Below are 16,064 nucleotides of genomic sequence, written 5' to 3'. Positions count from 1 at the left end.
TCCCTCGTTTACGGTGATTCTAGTATACCGGTTACCAAAATTGGTAACTGGTTTTTTTTTTGCTTCAATCTGTTGTTCGTTCTTAACGATAAGTTCCTTGAGAGTAATCATTTCCGCTGATTATTTTGCTATGCGCCTTTAGTGTTATTGATAACCGATCTTCTAGTCTCTTCCCTTTAGGTGTTCCAAGCACTGAGACCTGTTCTAACACTGTCAACGATAAAAGGTAGCTAAAACTAACCTCTAAGTTACTGATATTAATTAAAAAACAATGCAACATCAAGGGAGGTTTGGGCTGCAAAAAATGACACCATTAAGGGCAATTTAGCGCATTTTGCCTGCTGCTGTTTCTTGTATGATTAATTCAAACACTGGGAGATAGTTATGAATTACTTTTTGGCAATCGATATAGGTGCTTCTAGTGGAAGGCACTTATTAGGTCATATTGAGAATGAACAAATAGTGCTTGAAGAAATATACCGTTTTGAAAACAAGCTCACATCTGTCGATAACCAGTTATGTTGGGAAGTCGACAAGCTATTTAGCCATATTATTAGGGGGCTAAAGCAATGTGTTTTCTTGGGGAAAATACCTAAAAGCATCGGTATTGATACCTGGGGTGTCGATTTTGTCCTTCTAGATAGTGACGACAACGTTATTGGTAATACAGTTTCGTATCGGGACAGTCGTACTAAAGGTGTTATGAATGAGGTCTGCAGTCAAGTTGGACAAAGTGAAATATATCGTAAAACGGGCATTCAGTTTATGGGGTTTAACACTCTGTATCAGATGAGCTCTGTGGATTCAAACAATAAGCAAGCAGCGTGCTCTTTCTTAATGATCCCTGATTATATTCATTATCTCCTAACCGGTGTGAAAGCCAATGAGTATACCAATGCAACCACGACTCAAATGTTGAATGTTGATAGTGATGATTGGGATAAAGACTTGTTGGAAGTATGCGGCATTAGTAAAGATATTTTCGCTAAGCCTCAATATCCTGGTCATCGTCTTGGCAATCTGAAGCCATCAGTACAAGAGGCAGTCGGATTTGACTGTGAAGTTGTGTTGCCAGCAACGCACGATACCGCATCTGCATTTATCGCGAGTGTTCTCGATCTAAACGATGATGGCGTGATCCTGAGCTCCGGAACCTGGTCACTATTAGGTACAGAGCTTGAAAAACCGATTATCTCCGATATTTCTCTTGAAAGTAATTTCACCAATGAAGGTGGATACAACAAGCGATTTCGATTTTTGAAGAACATCATGGGACTTTGGATAGTTCAAGAAGTTTCAAGGATGTTGGATTATAAGTACTCCTACGCAGAGCTTGCTGATCTAGCTCGAGAGGCGAACCATTTTAAATCCGTCATCGATGTCAACAATGAACGCTTTTTTGTCAGCGAAAATATGATTAAAGAAATCAGCGATTATTGCAAAGAAACTGGACAAGACATCCCCCAAACAACGGGTGAAGTCTGTATGTGTGTTTATCGAAGTCTAGCTAAATCTTATGGCCAGTATATTGAAGAACTTGTCAGTATTACCGGTAAAACGGTAGATAAGGTCAACATTATTGGCGGGGGTTGCAAGAATCAGTTGTTGAACGAACTTATTGAACAGGAAACCAACAAAGAAATTATTGTCGGTCCAGTGGAGGCGACTGGAATGGGAAATATCATTGTACAAATGTTATCCATGGGTGAGGTTGCCCATTTAAAACAAGCAAAAAATTATATTAGAAACAGCATTTAATTAGGAATTATCATGGAACAGAGTTTAAAAGATAGATACGAACTGAGTAAATCACTTTACGCTAAATGGGGCATTGATGTTGATGCTGCGCTTGATAAATTGAAAGACGTTAAAGTCTCTATTCACTGCTGGCAGGGGGACGATGTTACAGGTTTCGAGGAAGCGGCTCATGAACTGTCTGGCGGTATCTCCGCTACTGGTAGCTACCCAGGTAAAGCGACGAATGCTCAGGAGTTACGTGCGGACTTAGACAAGGCTCTGAGCCTTATCCCAGGTAAACATAAAATTAACCTCCATGCCTTATATGCAGAAACACATGGTGTCGCGGTTGATCGCGATGAGTTGAAGCCAGAGCACTTTGCTGGCTGGGTTGAATGGGCGAAAGAGCGTGACCTCGGCTTAGACTTTAACCCAAGCCTGTTCTCTCATCCAAACGCGAGTGAAGGTTTGACGCTTTCTCACCCTGATAAAGAGATCCGTGATTTTTGGATTAAGCACTGTATCGCTTCTCGTAAGATTGGCGAATACTTCGGCAAGGAGTTAGATCAAACTTGTCTAACAAACATTTGGATTCCAGACGGTTATAAAGATACCCCAAGCAATCGCTTAGAACCGCGCCAGCGCCTCAAAGAATCACTTGATGAGATCTTCGCAGTAGACGTTGACGAACAGTTCAACAAGGATTCAGTAGAGTCAAAGGTATTCGGTATTGGTGTTGAATCCTACACGGTTGGTTCGCACGAGTTTTATATGGGGTACGCGATTGCGAACAATAAACTTTGCTTGTTAGACAATGGCCACTACCACCCGACGGAGTCAGTTGCTGACAAGATTTCATCTATGTTGCTTTATCAAGATGAGCTTGCTTTGCATGTGACTCGCCCTGTTCGTTGGGACAGTGATCATGTCGTAACGCTAAACGATGAAGTTAGAGAAATTGCAAAAGAGCTAGTTCGTACTGATAGCTTGGATAACGTTTACCTCGGCCTAGATTTCTTTGATGCCAGCATCAACCGCGTAGCCGCTTGGGTATTGGGCACACGCAATATGCAAAAAGCACTGCTTGAAGCCATGCTGATGCCGCATGACAAGTTGACTGAGTTGCAAAATGAAGGTGATTTCACTCAGCGCCTAGTTCTAATGGAAGAGCTAAAAACCTACCCAATGGGTGATATTTGGAACTACTTCTGTGAGTCAAACGATGTACCAGCAAACGAAGATTGGTTTAGAGCGGTCGAACTATACGAACAAGACGTTTTGTTTAAGCGAGGCAAATAATGGATAAGTTAGCATTTATACAAGAATTTAAAAAAACGACCCAGGATGCCTGGCTAAAAGGGTGGCATGAGCGTAATGGTGGTAATTTGTCCTACCGTTTGACTGAATCCGAAGTCGAACTGGCTCGTCCATTTTTTGATGAGGCATCGCAATGGGCGGACATCGGCGTGACGGTCGCGAATCTCGCCAATGAATACTTTATCGTCACAGGTAGCGGTAAGTACTTTCGAAACGTAGAAGTGTGTATTGAAGAGAATGCGGGAATTATCCAAGTATCAGAAGATGGTACTCAGTACAGAATTCTCTGGGGGCTTATTAACAACGCGAAGCCGACGAGTGAGCTACCTGCACATCTTATGAACCACTCAGTTAAGTTTGACGCTACGGATGGTGCGCATCGAGTCGTTATGCATTCTCACACGACAAACTTAATCGCGCTTACTTTTGTCTTGCCACTTGAAGCTGAGATATTTACCCGTGAATTGTGGGAAATGGCGACCGAGTGTCCGGTGGTATTTCCTGCCGGTGTGGGTATTGTTCCGTGGATGGTACCTGGTGGCCGCGCTATCGCAGAGCACACGAGTGAGTTGATGAAAACGTACGATGTCGCTATTTGGGCTCACCATGGCACGTTCTGTTCTGCAGAAGATCTAAGCCTAGCATTTGGCTTGATGGATACGGCAGAGAAGGCTGCTGAGATACTCGTTAAAGTTCTTGCAATGGGTGGTAAGCGACAGACTATTCAACCGCAAGAATTTAAAGAACTAGAGTCTGCATTCAACGTTACGTTGAATGAAAAAGCACTGGCTTGAGGAGGCGTTAGGTGATTAGAAAAGCGTTTAAACTCAAAGTTAATCCGGGTCAGTTTGAAGAATACAAAAAGCGTCATGACAACGTCTTTCCTGAATTAGTAGCGGTGCTTAAAGAAGCGGGAGCAAACAACTATTCCATCTTTCTAGACCAGGAGACCGGTTGTCTGTTTGGCTATGTCGAGTTAGAATCCATAGAGAAGTGGAACAATGTTTCAAAAACAGATGCTTGTCAGGAATGGTGGCGTTATATGGAAGATATCATGGAGACGAACCCTGATAGCAGTCCAAAGTCGACAGAGTTAACCGAGATGTTTTATCTAGCGTAATAACGATCAGCTAAAGCTATGAAATAAATAAGTATCAAGAGGTAAATATGAACAAGCCGAACATCATTGTAATTTTTAGCGATCAACAGCGTTGGGATACGTTAGGTTGTTACGGTCAGGAATTGCCTGTGACCCCAAATCTCGATGAGCTTGCACGCGATGGTGTCATGTTCGAGAACGCATTTACAGTTAACCCTGTATGTGGCCCTACACGTTCGACAATGCAAACGGGGCTATATCCAACCGAAACAGGTTGCTTCCGAAATGACATCATTCTTCCTCAAGGTCAAAAAACTGTAGCTCACTTTCTTTCTGATGAGGGATACAGTGTCGGTTACGTGGGTAAGTGGCACCTAGCCTCAAACAACACCGCTCATGAAGGCTTTGTTGTAGCAGCACCAACAGAGAGTTCAGGTGAAACGATCGATAACTGTTTCACAGCAATACCAAAACAATATCGCGGTGGGTATAAAGACTTCTGGGTTGCATCAGATATTCTAGAGGGTACTTCACATGGCTACGGTGGGCACATGTTTGACATCGATGGCAACAAGGTAAGCTGGGATGAAGATGTGTATCGTGCAGACTTTTTGACTGACTTAACTACCGATTACATCGGTAATTACCAGGAAGAGAAGCCGTTCTTCTTATTCTTGTCTTACCTAGAGCCGCATCATCAGAATGATCGCAAAACCTACGAAGGCCCACATGGCTCGCAAGAGAAGTGGAGTAACTTCAAGGTGCCTGGCGATCTAGAACCATTTGTTGATGGTGATTGGGCTGAGGAGTACCCAGACTATCTAGGGTGTTGTCACAACCTAGACCAAAACGTGGGTAAAATCCGCCAAGCAGTGAAAGATAAAGGATTAGATGACAACACGGTCATCATCTATCTGAGTGATCACGGTTCTCACTTCAAGACACGAAACAGCGAATACAAGCGCTCATGCCACGATTCTTCGATCCGTATTCCATTTGTGATTTACGATCCACGAGCGAAAGCGGGTCAGGTGATTGACGATCACGCGAGTATTATCGACGTTGTTCCGACTCTGCTTAAGGCTGCAGGAATCAATGTACCGAGCTACATGCAAGGTCAACCGCTGCAAGATTTGTACATTGATAGTGCGAAGAAGGACAATGTGAGCTTCATTCAGATCAGTGAGTCACAAATTGGCCGTGCCATTCGTACTGATACATGGACATACTCGGTATCGGCTCCGGACCAAAGTGGCTTGATTGAGAAAGAAAGTGCAGTTTATCAAGAAGAGTTCTTATATAACCTTGTAGACGATCCTAATCAGTTAGAAAACCTAGTTGCTAACGAGGATTTGAAACCGGTTAAAGAGAAACTAAGACAACTACTTCTTGACGAGATCTATCGCATTGAAGGAACGAAACCTAAAATTTTAGAAGCCTAGTTTTTAGAAGCCTGGTTTTTAGAAGCCTGGTTTTTAGAAGCATAGTTTTTAGCGGCATAGCCATCGCGTAAATTATCGCTAGTATGCTAAAAGATAAAGTCCATAGTGTCGCCACTATGGACTTTTTTGCTACCGAGCTTTTTAGTCTATTCGCCCGGTTACTTTGTCTTCTCAATAATCAACTATCACCCGACGTCATTTACGCGCAACAGCGCTTATATTTCTTACCACTGCCACATGGGCAGGCGTCATTTCTACCCACCCTCTCCGTCGGTTTATTCGAAAACTGCTCCATAATCTTGGCTGGTGATTGGCCGCTTTTGATCAGCTTTGCCATGTAAGCCATCGCATGCTGAGAATGGTCGAAGAAGCTAAAGTACCCTTGACACAAATAGTTATGGTCGAGTTCACCTGTTGGTCCAGGCAAAAAGCGGTGTTTCGGGCAACCACCATGGCAGGCGAATCGGTATCGGCATGACAGACACTTACTATTCAGTTGTTTAGACTTATTGAGTCCGAAATTAATCGCTTCGTCGCTATTGTTCATCGACTGGATAGTGCGATCGTGGATATTGCCAAGTTTATACTCTGGGTAGACGTAGTGGTCACATTGAAATAGATCACCATTCGCCTCGATAGCAAAGGCATGTCCACACCTTGGTGAAAACACGCATATCGGACTCGGTTGTCCTAGCCAGGTCGTTAACGTGGTATCAAATTGCTGAACAAATACTCGTCCTACATCTTTGGTGACCCAGTAATCGAAGATGGAATTTAGGAATTGGCCGTACTCATCGGGTTGGACCGACCAAGGGGTGACCTTGCCATCTTTTTGATCTGGGTTAACCAACCAGGTATCGTTTGTTAGCTGGTTGGATTCTTGTCGTTCTACCAAAGGAATGAATTGAATGAAGTTCGAACCAATGCTTTTTAAGTACTGGTATACCCTAAGAGGGTGTTTAACGTTCTTATCGTTGACGACGGTAAGGGTATTAAATTCGACACCATGTTTTTTTAGTAACTCGATCGCATCGACAACTTTGCGATGGGTACCTTTGCCGCTCGTGTTGGTGCGATAGGCATCATGAAGATCTTCTGGCCCATCAATAGACACACCAATCAAAAAGTCGTTTTGTTTGAACAGCTCACACCATTCGTCGTTAATCAAAATTCCATTAGTTTGAAAACCGTGTGAGATCTTTTTGTTGCCCCGATAACGTTCGCACAACTCCACTATGGTGCGATAAAAGTCTACGCCGAGTAGTGTTGGCTCTCCTCCTTGCCAAGCAAATTGAACGGTATCGCCCTGCTGCGCATCGATGTATTGCTGAATAAACACCTCAAGCGTTTCCTCATCCATACGCCAGTTCTTTTGTCTATCAGGGTAGAGTTTCTCTTTCTCTAAATAAAAGCAGTAGTCACAGTCGATATTACATACCGAGCCAGACGGCTTGGCCATCACATGACAGTTGGAAATTTGGTTCATTGTAGTTTTCCTATGAAGACATCAGATAGCATGGTTAAGGCGTAGGCTGCTGCTATCAGCATTATTATTATTGAAGTCAAAAACTTGACCATTCTCGCGTGGGAGAGAGAACACATGATGGCAACCAGCATTGCTGTTGCGCCGCATAGATAAATGAGTGTGGCATCTTGAGTGATCGACACTTTTATCAACACCACTCCGATAGCAAATAAAACCAACTGTGTCCGTAGCCAAGACAAGACAGTACGTTCTAACTGCAGACCATTTACCGTACTCATAGAGTGATGGCCAACGCGATGATGAAAGTAAGCACCAAAATGGTGGCACTAATAATCTTCATGTTCGATGTGTATTGGAGCTCTTGGTTTAATCTCATCGCTTGCTCGTTGCGAGACCACCGTCGGTAAGCATAGATCCCAAAAGCACCAGAGCAGAGACACAGGAAACAAGAAAGCAACAGTCGCACTAATGGGTTTGCAAGCTCTGGAGTCAGTTGGTCAAGAGCAATAGCGCCGGCTAACAAGGCGAGCGATGTTCTAATCCACGCCAGATAGGTTCTTTCGTTGGCAAGTGAAAAGCGATAATCCGGAGCGTTCCCTTCTTCACGCCATGGTGATTTCTTAGATCTAAGCTTTTTCATTTAATGCTTTCCTTGGACATCCCTTGGGTGTTTGTCAGTTTTGATAGATCGAGCGGGTGGGGGTTGCGATGGTGTTTGCAAAGCACACCTGATTGTTTGAGTAGCTTACAAAACCGAATTACAGTCGTGACGTCCGTAGCACTGTATTCGCTAATTTCGCGATAGGTCCAAGGATAGTGGGGGTAGTGCGTGAAGAAATGCTGTAGCGCATCGATGATCCTGTTTTTAGCATTGAAAGCACTAAATTGAACGAGACGTCGCTCGGCTTCGCCTAACTCCTGACATACCTCGGTTGTGAGTGCTTTGGTTAGTGGGGGGGACAGGTGTTGCAAGTCTTCAAAGGAGTGAACATTAACCCGACTGACAACACTGTCTTCCATTGCCCTTGCAGTCGCAGGGTAGCGCTGATAGGTAAAGAGAGAGCGGTACCCAAAATACGAGCCCTTCCCATACAGTCTTAATAACGATTCTTTCCCGGTTTCTGCTACCTGATAAAGCCCGATAAATCCACTTTCAACGCGATAAAACCCAGATGCCTTATCTTGACTAAAGTAGACGGCTTCTCGTTTGCCAACGGTGATTCTATTGGTCATCTCTTTTAGTGATGTTGGTATTGGTATCGTCATTCTGCCGTCATTGAGAGCTATTGGAAGGGGTAGTTTACTGCAAAAAAAACAGACGAAATATGATCAACACCATAAACCAAAAACAAACTGGTACGTTAGATTGTAATAATTGAAAAAGTGTTTTGTTTTGCTTGTTGAGGAGATGGTTTATGCCATTCTATGAGCTGTTGATGAACGTGTGGTCTGCGGATGCGGTGGCATTGAAGCTGCTTTTAGGAAGCATTTTTGGTCTTTGCTTGGGGCTAACTGGGGTAGGTGGTGGCGTGCTGTTAATACCCATGTTGCAGTTGTTTTGTGGTATGTCTCCGGTGTTGGCGGTCGGCACTGCGAGTATGATTTCAGCAATGGTCAAAATCAATGCTTCCCTAGTACACATAAAAGCTCGCAACGTATCTTGGAACAAAATAGCACTACTTTTTGTCGGGGCGGTTCCAGTTACCTTGATGGTCACCCAGTTGGTCGTTTACTTCAGTACACATCCGTTTTACTCGCAAAGGACAGAGCAGATGGTGGCTTGGCTGGTGACCATTGTGATGATTGGATCTCTGATTTCTGTGTTCTCCAAATACAAAAGCTCGTCCAAGGCCAATCAGGGCACCACTTCGGAGCCTAAAACAAACACTAAAAAAGCGATTGTCTCTGGCATGTTTTGTGGTTCAGTTTTAGGCTCTACGGGTGTTGGTGGGGGCGTTTTGCTTCTCCCTGTCCTAAACAATGTGTTGCATCTGGATATAAAGAAAGCCGTCGGCTCTTCGGTAGTGTTGGCATTGTGTCTATCCGCCATTGCAGCAGCTGGGTATGCAAAAGGTGGACAGTCAGATATTCATACTGCAATCCTGTTTTTTATCGGCTCATTTCTTGGTGTTCCTGTGGCTGCTAATTTGATGAAACGCATGTCTGAACGCCACGTTTATTCAGCGACCATGATCGTTATTTTGGTCAGTTTGATAGCGTATCTCACGCTTTAGATATCGAGCCTAGGATTTGCTTTAAGTCTCTGTCGCTGGTGAATCAGCGCTCTAAAAGTTTGTGGTCGAGTTTTAATAATCGACCTGTGATTATTTGTAAATATATAGTTGTTAATTACAAGGAATAAATATGGCTTTTACTTTGGCACTACCCAAAATTAATATCTCTGGGGAACATGCGATCAATGAATTGGTTGGTCATTTAGTCTCGAAAGAGGTTGGAGATGGCTTCATTATTGCAGACAATGCACTGAAGGAACTCGGTCTACTTGACCCGCTGATTGCTGCGCTTAGAGAGTCTAACTTATCATTCACTTGTTTCACCGATACCGTACCAAACCCAACCGTCGCAGTGGTTGACAAAGCCTATCAAGCCTACAAAGAGTCCGGTGCCAACTACATTATTGGTTTTGGCGGAGGTAGCGCTATTGATACCGCGAAGGCGGTAAAAATCCTGACTGCAAATCCACAACCCATCACTCTTTATACAGGGGTGAATAATGTAAAGAATCAAGGTGTACCGCTATTTGCTATCAATACTACCGCTGGCACGGCTGCAGAGGTGACCAGTAATGCTGTCATTACTGATGAAAAGAACAAAGTAAAGTGCGTTATTATCGATAGTAATATTATTCCGGATATCTCGGTGAATGATCCTAGCATTATGGTTGGCTTGCCCGCGGATGTTACGGCAGCAACGGGTATGGATGCTCTGACGCATGCTATTGAAGCTTACGTTTCAATGGGTGCACACACCCTAACCGACCACTCTGCGTTAGAGTCTGTTCGCGTGATTAGTCAGTACTTACCTCATGCCGTCGAGGATGGCTCAAACATCGAAGCGCGAGAGAAAATGGCATTAGGCCAGTTCCTAGCGGGTATGGCATTCAATAGCGCTGGGTTAGGGATGGTTCACGCCATGGCACACCCTGCAGGTGCACATAAGAACCTTCCTCATGGGGTATGCAACGCTATTCTCTTGCCGTTAGTGTGCGAGTTTAACCGGCCATACAGGATAGAGAAGTTTGCCAAGCTGGCAGTTGCCCTAGGGTGCAACACTGATGGAATGTCTGAAGAGCAAGCGAGTATCGAAGCTGTAAAGTCTATCCGTGAACTCAGCTCACGTGTTGGTATTCCCGCCGGCTTTGGCCAGTTGGGCGTCACAGAAGATGATGTAAAAGTTTGGGTGGATAGTGCATTGGCAGATCCGTGCGCAGGCGGAAACCCTGTAAGCATGACCCCTGATGATGTTCTGGCACTGTACATGAAGTCGCTAAGGTAATTTTACCCAATCAGTGAAATCCGTGAGCCCGTCATTCATGACGGGCTCATTTTTTTGAGCTTTTTGAGGTCTTAGAGGAGGGAGTATCATGGTGATTCCCTTTTTAAACCGATGTGCTTTGCTCATCCAGTAACGCGATCAATTCTCAGTTATTTTAACTCATACACTATGCAAATTTTGCCCTCAAAATTACCAAAGATTATCATTTCACTAAATCGGTATTGATTGTAACTTTACTATGTTGGTTTTAATTGATTGTGAAATTAGTTCTCAAATGAAAAATTGGTGACTCAAGAGTAGATTAAATGGATTTTTATTCTACATTCTTTTGTCACTTATCTATTCAAGTGAGATTGTGATTAATGTTCGGGTAAAACGAGCAAATTAAAATAAATTACGTTGAAATAAAATAATGAAAGGGAAGAAACATGGTTGATATAGCAATCGTACTGGTTTACTTTGGCTTCCTTGTGGCAATTGGGGTCTTATTCAAATCCTTTAGTAACTCCACAAGTGATTATTTTCGTGGGGGCGGTAAAATGCTCTGGTGGATGGTAGGTTCCACATCATTCATGACAGCAGTGAGCGCCATGACGTTTACTGGCCACATGGGTAAGGCACTCACAGGTGGATTTGCAGTAGCAACAACCGTTTTTTATGCAAACGCGCTTGGCTACCTATGTAACTATCTGTTTTTTGCTGCAAAAGCACGCCAAATGCGTGTAGAAACGCCGCTTGAAGGTGTGCGCATGCGATTAGGTCCAGTGAACGAGCAGATTTTTACGTGGGCAAACGTTCCATTGAGTGTCCTTCAAGCATCTATCTGGATTAATGCACTAGCGGTATTCACTAGCGCGGTAATCGGACTTCCTTTGGAGCTCACTATCGTAGTCGCTGGTTCCGTTGTGCTGTTCATGTCCTTGGTTGGTGGTAGCTGGGCGGTAATCGCCTCGGACTTCATGCAGATGATTATTCTGACAACCATGACCTTGGTAACGGGCGCAGTGGCGATTTGGAAATCTGGTGGCTTGACACCACTTCTTGATGCCGGTCTTCCTGAGCAACCATTTATTGGTGACGGATACAACCACGCGTATTTGTTTGTTGGCTGGTTTATCTTCATGTTTATTAAACAGTTCTTTAGCACCAATAACATGGTAGATTCCTACCGTTATATTGCGGCAAAAGATACCAAAAATGCTCGTAAAGCAGCGATTTTGGCGGGTACGTTAATGCTTATCGGTCCACTGCTTTGGTTTGTACCTGCGTGGTATGTAGCAGCACACTATCCAGATACAAGCACTTGGGGATTGGCTGGACTTGGTAATAAAGTCGCGGATGCAACCTACTTCATGTTTGTAAGCCGTGAAATGCCAGTGGGCATGGTTGGTTTGATGCTTGCTGCGATGTTTGCCGCAACCATGTCTTCGATGGACTCAGCGTTGAACCGCAATGCCGGTATTATTCTGAAAAGTGTTTATCAACCATACTTCTGCAAAAACCACTCTGAGTCTCACCTTATCTTTGTGAGTAAGTTACTGACGGCTCTGTTTGGTATCGTCATTATTATTTCAGCGCTTTTCCTAACATCATTGAAAGAGTTTGGTTTGTTTGATTTAACGATGTTGGTGAGCACGCTTATTGGCTTCCCAATCCTTATTCCTTCGATCATGTGTTTCTTTGTTAGGAAAACACCTGATTGGGCTGGTTGGGGTACAGTTCTCGTCGGTATGTGTGTGTCAGGCTTTATTGCCTTTGTACTGACACCGGAAGCGCTACAATCGATTCTAGGCTTAGATCAACCGCTTACATCTCGTGAATATACCGAAATGAAGTCGGTAACGTTAGGCTTAATCGGACATATGTCGATTACACTGCCATTCTTTGTTTGCTCACAGTTCTTCTACAAAGGACTGCCTGCGCAACGAGAGGCTGAGGTTAAACAGTTCTTTACTAACGTCGACACTGAAGTTGTTGTAGAAGATAGCCTAGAAAGTGTTGCAATGGACAATAAACAGAACAATGTGCTGGGTAAAATGGTACTTATCGCGTCAGTCTTTATTCTCTGCCTGACATTAGTTCCAAACCCACTTTGGGGAAGAATGCTGTTCGTCATTATCGCAGCAATCCTCGCTCTAATCGGTACCTTGTTGGTTAAGTCTGAACGTAAACTTGAAAACACTAAAGTAACAAAAGAGTCAGCAATCGCTTAAAAAAAGAAGCTGATACAAAAACCCTTAATGAGTTAATTATCGTTAAGGGTTTTTTTAGTTTATAGAGAACTAGCATTAATTTGCTACTTTTAGGATTCGAATATTACAGGCAAATGATGACGTGGCTACGGGCAATAAATTACCTTGTTGGATCCTTATTTACATCAAATGATTAATTAACTCGCAATGGTGGACGCCTTAGTTTTAATAACGCCAATAGAGTACTCATTTAAACAATAGCTGAAACAAAACAAGAGAAATTTATGAATCGCAATCATTTGTCAAACAAACTATCCTTCCTCATTCTCTCCTTGATATCGAGCGCAGTAGTCGCAGAAGACTGTACTTCCACTCCGATAAACCCCAAAGGTAATACAAGCAAACTCCAAGCCGCGCTCCAACAAGCCACGAATACTGGTTCTGAGTTGGTACTTACGGGGACCTATTACATTAGCCAAGATACAAAAGTCTACTTGAGAAAAGATCTTAAAGTAGACGCTAGTGAGGCTCGTTTTATTGCTACCGAGCAGTTGGATGGAGATATGTTTAGTTTTGATACGCATTCGTCAAAATCAGATGAGTGTGGTGGTGCGAGCGTGTTAGCGAATTTTGATTGGACTGGTGGCACGTTCAATATGTCAAAAGCCAAGGTTTCTGCTGTTGTTCCCCTTCGCTACAAAACCCCAGCGGGAAGAGAGGGAACTACGCAGACAGCAGACGCGCTCTCAATCCGTGGTGCGACAAGCTCAGGTAAGAGCAAACTAAATGAACTACTCATAGAGAATATTGTTTTTATCGGCACTGAAAATGATACGGATCCTTATTATTTAGCGGGTGGAGACAGTGGAATTCTCATGACAGGAGCACTAAAAGCAACCATTAGAAACAACAGCTTCTTTGGCGTTCGTGATGCAGCAATCTATGTTTCTGCTGGGGGCGAGTCAGGAGAGTATGGTGACCACTTCACACTCATCAATAACTATGTAGAAAGAGCCTATGATGGCATTACGAGTAAACGAGGGGCTGACAATATTAAGATGCAAAACAATGTCATGCACGATGTCGTGGTAGGTTTGAGTATTAAGAGGGTGTATGACGGTTGGACGGCAACCAACGTCAATATCTCTGAAAATAGTGTGGCAAACACGGTCAGACCCATCAGTGTCGAGCGCGCTAATGATGTAGTTATAGATAACAACCGTATCGATAACCTAGGTTCGATAGTTGCCGATTCTCCTACGCCGACAAATAAGTACGGAAAACAATACGAAGGTATCGCTCTTAATGGTGTTCAGGGCAGTAATCGCGTGACGAACAATATAATCAACGGAATCACGCAAGACGGTTCACGGGAGAAAGACACAACGACATGGGGTATCGTCCTTCGTCCGGAGGATGGTAGAGAAACGACGAATGTTACTATTGAGGGAAATACCTACTCTAGACTCGACAAGTGGGTGAATAGAATCTCACTGTGATCTGCTAGAAAGAGAGCCTCTCATTAAATGAGTGGCTCTTAGTACGAAAATGACATGAGGCCCAAGCGCTAGACTGGGTAGTGGTGATACCCGAGGTTTTTAGAGATGTTTCGAGCAGCATGGTGCAATGAACTGAGGTAATCGAGTTTTCTTCGCTCATCGAATCGACTTGTTGGAAAAGAGAGTGAAATCGCAGCTACGACTTCACCAAATCGGTCAAACACAGGCACCGCAATACATCGTAGTCCTGGCTCTTGCTCTTCAATATCTTCTGCATAATGTCGATGTTTAACCCAATCTAGCTCTGCTAACAGTTGCTCAATAGTTCTGTGTGTTTTGTCTGTGTGAGCCTTGAATTTCACATGATTGAGCAACTCTCGGATTTCTGATTCACACAGGTAGCTCATGAGAACTTTTCCAAGCGCGGTGCTATACAGAGGGTTTCGTCGACCAACTCTTGAGTGCATTCGAAAGTGATAGTCTGAATCTATTTTGTGGAGGTAAATGATCGCATCGTCATCGATGGTTCCAAGATGAACAGTTTCATTAAAAGCTTTGCAGACTGTTGCCATCTCCTTCCTTGCTGCGACGACTAAGTCAACATGTTCTAGCGCTTTTGAACCGAGTTCAAATAGCTTCGATGTTAGCAAGTACTTCTCTGCTTCCCTGTTTTGATGCACAAACCCTAAGCTCGTCATCGTTTGTAAAAAACGATGAGTCGTTGCTTTTGACATCCTCAATTGCTTTGAGAGCTCAGTTAGCCCAGCTCCTTTTTGGTCGGCTAAAGCAGAGACGAGATTAAACACCTTCAGTACTGAGGAAACGGCGCCAGGCTGGGTTGCTTTCTCCATTTCATGCCCTCGTTAAACTTGAATCAAACAGTAATTGCACAAAGTTCTGCAAACTTTGTTTTGTCATTTTGATAAATATTAGTTTTGAGTTAAAGGCAAAGATTTGCAGTGTTGACAGGCAGATTTAGTACTTTCAAATAAAAAAGTTCGACTGAGCATGAAGTCGAACTTTTTGCAGATATGAGTTTGGACTCTACATCACCAACGAAGAAATAACCCCAATCACACCACCAAACACGCCGCCCCAGACCACAAGCCAACCAAGGTGCTCTTTAATCATCTTCTGAACAATCTCTTTTACTAGCTTTGGCGTTAGCTCACTCAAGCGTTGGTCGATAATCGCTTCTACGTTGCCTTTCACCTCATCAAGCATGGCTGGGGATTCAAGCTGCTCAATCAGCGCCTGTTTGACCGAGTCGCTCTGGCTAATGTCGATAACCGCTTGCTGCATCTTCTCGACGAATGGCTGTTTCATTGGTTGCAGTGCCTCTGAGCCGCCAAGCATAGCGAGCATACCGCCAAATTGAGAGTTTTCGATGACCTCAACCAGAGAGTCAAAAGCAGGGTTAAAGTCGACTTTCTCTAGCACTGGCTCTAGGTTGATGTTGATGCCCGAGCTCATTTCTTTGTTAAGAAAGCGGTCGATATTTTCGCTGGTAAAAAACTGCTCCATCATGAGGTTTTTGATCGCCAGTTTGAAATCTTCAAACCGAGCGGGAATGACGCCGGAGCCATAAAGGCCGGGTACCTTTTCGAACAGCATGTGAATGGCAAGCCAGTTGGTAACGGCACCAGAGAACGCGAAAAGACCCGCGTACAGCAGCAGGCTATTATCCAGTTGATAACCCGCACCAAGTAGCGCAAGTGCGATGAAATTGGTAATGAAGCTCTTGTTCATGATTCGATCTTGATAAAAAACGTTGCG

15 protein-coding genes are annotated in these 16,064 nt (G+C 43.8%); 9 read left to right on the top strand and 6 right to left on the bottom strand.

Going from position 1 to position 16,064, the window contains the following annotated elements; translation table 11 throughout:
* The first annotated feature begins 384 nt into the window (after positions 1-384).
* From rhaB to AAA946_RS22860, 5 genes are read left to right on the top strand one after another with little or no spacing between them, the layout of a single operon-like run.
* Positions 385-1,758: a rhamnulokinase gene (gene rhaB, locus AAA946_RS22880; protein ID WP_338167042.1), complete on the top strand. Its 1,374-nt coding sequence runs from the start codon at positions 385-387 to the stop codon at positions 1,756-1,758.
* Positions 1,759-1,770: 12 nt separating this feature from the next.
* Entirely contained in the window at positions 1,771-3,036 is a 1,266-nt protein-coding gene (locus AAA946_RS22875; protein WP_338167041.1) for an L-rhamnose isomerase, read from the top strand.
* Positions 3,036-3,848 carry a rhamnulose-1-phosphate aldolase gene (rhaD, locus tag AAA946_RS22870; RefSeq protein WP_338167040.1) on the top strand — a complete coding sequence of 271 codons (813 nt, stop codon included), beginning with the start codon at positions 3,036-3,038 and terminating at the stop codon, positions 3,846-3,848. Before AAA946_RS22875 ends, rhaD begins: the two co-directional genes overlap by 1 nt.
* An 11-nt stretch (positions 3,849-3,859) precedes the next feature.
* Positions 3,860-4,174, top strand: coding sequence for an L-rhamnose mutarotase (gene rhaM, locus AAA946_RS22865; protein ID WP_338167039.1), 315 nt, complete (start codon positions 3,860-3,862; stop codon positions 4,172-4,174).
* Positions 4,175-4,221: 47 nt separating this feature from the next.
* Complete coding sequence (locus AAA946_RS22860; RefSeq protein WP_338167038.1) at positions 4,222-5,595, top strand: sulfatase-like hydrolase/transferase; 1,374 nt, start codon at positions 4,222-4,224, stop codon at positions 5,593-5,595.
* A 199-nt stretch (positions 5,596-5,794) separates the two neighbouring features.
* Here the strand turns inward: AAA946_RS22860 and AAA946_RS22855 are convergent, their stop codons facing one another.
* From AAA946_RS22855 to AAA946_RS22845, 4 genes are read right to left on the bottom strand one after another with little or no spacing between them, the layout of a single operon-like run.
* Complete coding sequence (locus tag AAA946_RS22855) at positions 5,795-7,081, bottom strand: anaerobic sulfatase maturase (RefSeq protein ID WP_338167037.1); 1,287 nt, start codon at positions 7,079-7,081, stop codon at positions 5,795-5,797.
* A complete protein-coding gene (locus AAA946_RS24185) occupies positions 7,078-7,359 on the bottom strand; it encodes a DUF202 domain-containing protein (protein WP_445206119.1) in 282 nt (93 codons plus the stop codon). Before AAA946_RS24185 ends, AAA946_RS22855 begins: the two co-directional genes overlap by 4 nt.
* Positions 7,356-7,721: a YidH family protein gene (locus tag AAA946_RS22850; protein WP_338167036.1), complete on the bottom strand. Its 366-nt coding sequence runs from the start codon at positions 7,719-7,721 to the stop codon at positions 7,356-7,358. Before AAA946_RS22850 ends, AAA946_RS24185 begins: the two co-directional genes overlap by 4 nt.
* Entirely contained in the window at positions 7,718-8,347 is a 630-nt protein-coding gene (locus AAA946_RS22845; protein WP_338167035.1) for a Crp/Fnr family transcriptional regulator, read from the bottom strand. The genes AAA946_RS22850 and AAA946_RS22845 overlap by 4 nt, the downstream gene beginning before the upstream one ends.
* Positions 8,348-8,496: 149 nt before the next feature.
* Between AAA946_RS22845 and AAA946_RS22840 the strand changes: the two genes are divergently transcribed.
* From AAA946_RS22840 to AAA946_RS22825, 4 genes are all read left to right on the top strand, one after another.
* Entirely contained in the window at positions 8,497-9,315 is an 819-nt protein-coding gene (locus AAA946_RS22840; protein ID WP_338167034.1) for a sulfite exporter TauE/SafE family protein, read from the top strand.
* A 130-nt stretch (positions 9,316-9,445) separates the two neighbouring features.
* Positions 9,446-10,597, top strand: coding sequence for an iron-containing alcohol dehydrogenase (locus AAA946_RS22835; protein WP_338167033.1), 1,152 nt, complete (start codon positions 9,446-9,448; stop codon positions 10,595-10,597).
* A 428-nt stretch (positions 10,598-11,025) separates the two neighbouring features.
* Positions 11,026-12,810 (top strand): sodium:solute symporter family transporter, encoded by a 1,785-nt coding sequence (locus AAA946_RS22830; RefSeq protein ID WP_338167032.1) that lies wholly within the window; start codon positions 11,026-11,028, stop codon positions 12,808-12,810.
* Positions 12,811-13,073: 263 nt separating this feature from the next.
* Complete coding sequence (locus tag AAA946_RS22825; protein ID WP_338167031.1) at positions 13,074-14,288, top strand: right-handed parallel beta-helix repeat-containing protein; 1,215 nt, start codon at positions 13,074-13,076, stop codon at positions 14,286-14,288.
* 68 nt (positions 14,289-14,356) lie between these two features.
* Here the strand turns inward: AAA946_RS22825 and kdgR are convergent, their stop codons facing one another.
* Positions 14,357-15,139 carry a DNA-binding transcriptional regulator KdgR gene (gene kdgR, locus AAA946_RS22820; protein ID WP_338167030.1) on the bottom strand — a complete coding sequence of 261 codons (783 nt, stop codon included), beginning with the start codon at positions 15,137-15,139 and terminating at the stop codon, positions 14,357-14,359.
* A gap of 193 nt (positions 15,140-15,332) precedes the next feature.
* Positions 15,333-16,037, bottom strand: coding sequence for a DUF445 domain-containing protein (locus AAA946_RS22815; protein ID WP_338167029.1), 705 nt, complete (start codon positions 16,035-16,037; stop codon positions 15,333-15,335).
* Between the last annotated feature and the right edge of the window lie 27 nt (positions 16,038-16,064).

This window comes from Vibrio sp. 10N (genome assembly GCF_036245475.1).
In the GTDB taxonomy this organism is placed as follows: Bacteria; Pseudomonadota; Gammaproteobacteria; order Enterobacterales; family Vibrionaceae; genus Vibrio.
The sequence above is the reverse complement of the archived record's forward strand: the minus strand, read 5'-3'. Positions and strand labels throughout refer to the sequence as shown.

What these genes read in the sequence shown, in the direction of transcription:
- rhaB (WP_338167042.1), top strand. Translation starts at nt 385, where the DNA reads ATGAATTACTTTTTGGCAATCGATATAGGTGCTTCTAGTGGAAGGCAC.
- AAA946_RS22875 (WP_338167041.1), top strand. Translation starts at nt 1,771, where the DNA reads ATGGAACAGAGTTTAAAAGATAGATACGAACTGAGTAAATCACTTTAC.
- rhaD (WP_338167040.1), top strand. Translation starts at nt 3,036, where the DNA reads ATGGATAAGTTAGCATTTATACAAGAATTTAAAAAAACGACCCAGGAT.
- AAA946_RS22860 (WP_338167038.1), top strand. Translation starts at nt 4,222, where the DNA reads ATGAACAAGCCGAACATCATTGTAATTTTTAGCGATCAACAGCGTTGG.
- AAA946_RS22855 (WP_338167037.1), bottom strand. Translation starts at nt 7,081, where the DNA reads ATGAACCAAATTTCCAACTGTCATGTGATGGCCAAGCCGTCTGGCTCG.
- AAA946_RS24185 (WP_445206119.1), bottom strand. Translation starts at nt 7,359, where the DNA reads ATGAGTACGGTAAATGGTCTGCAGTTAGAACGTACTGTCTTGTCTTGG.
- AAA946_RS22850 (WP_338167036.1), bottom strand. Translation starts at nt 7,721, where the DNA reads ATGAAAAAGCTTAGATCTAAGAAATCACCATGGCGTGAAGAAGGGAAC.
- AAA946_RS22845 (WP_338167035.1), bottom strand. Translation starts at nt 8,347, where the DNA reads ATGACGATACCAATACCAACATCACTAAAAGAGATGACCAATAGAATC.
- AAA946_RS22840 (WP_338167034.1), top strand. Translation starts at nt 8,497, where the DNA reads ATGCCATTCTATGAGCTGTTGATGAACGTGTGGTCTGCGGATGCGGTG.
- AAA946_RS22835 (WP_338167033.1), top strand. Translation starts at nt 9,446, where the DNA reads ATGGCTTTTACTTTGGCACTACCCAAAATTAATATCTCTGGGGAACAT.
- AAA946_RS22830 (WP_338167032.1), top strand. Translation starts at nt 11,026, where the DNA reads ATGGTTGATATAGCAATCGTACTGGTTTACTTTGGCTTCCTTGTGGCA.
- AAA946_RS22825 (WP_338167031.1), top strand. Translation starts at nt 13,074, where the DNA reads ATGAATCGCAATCATTTGTCAAACAAACTATCCTTCCTCATTCTCTCC.
- kdgR (WP_338167030.1), bottom strand. Translation starts at nt 15,139, where the DNA reads ATGGAGAAAGCAACCCAGCCTGGCGCCGTTTCCTCAGTACTGAAGGTG.
- AAA946_RS22815 (WP_338167029.1), bottom strand. Translation starts at nt 16,037, where the DNA reads ATGAACAAGAGCTTCATTACCAATTTCATCGCACTTGCGCTACTTGGT.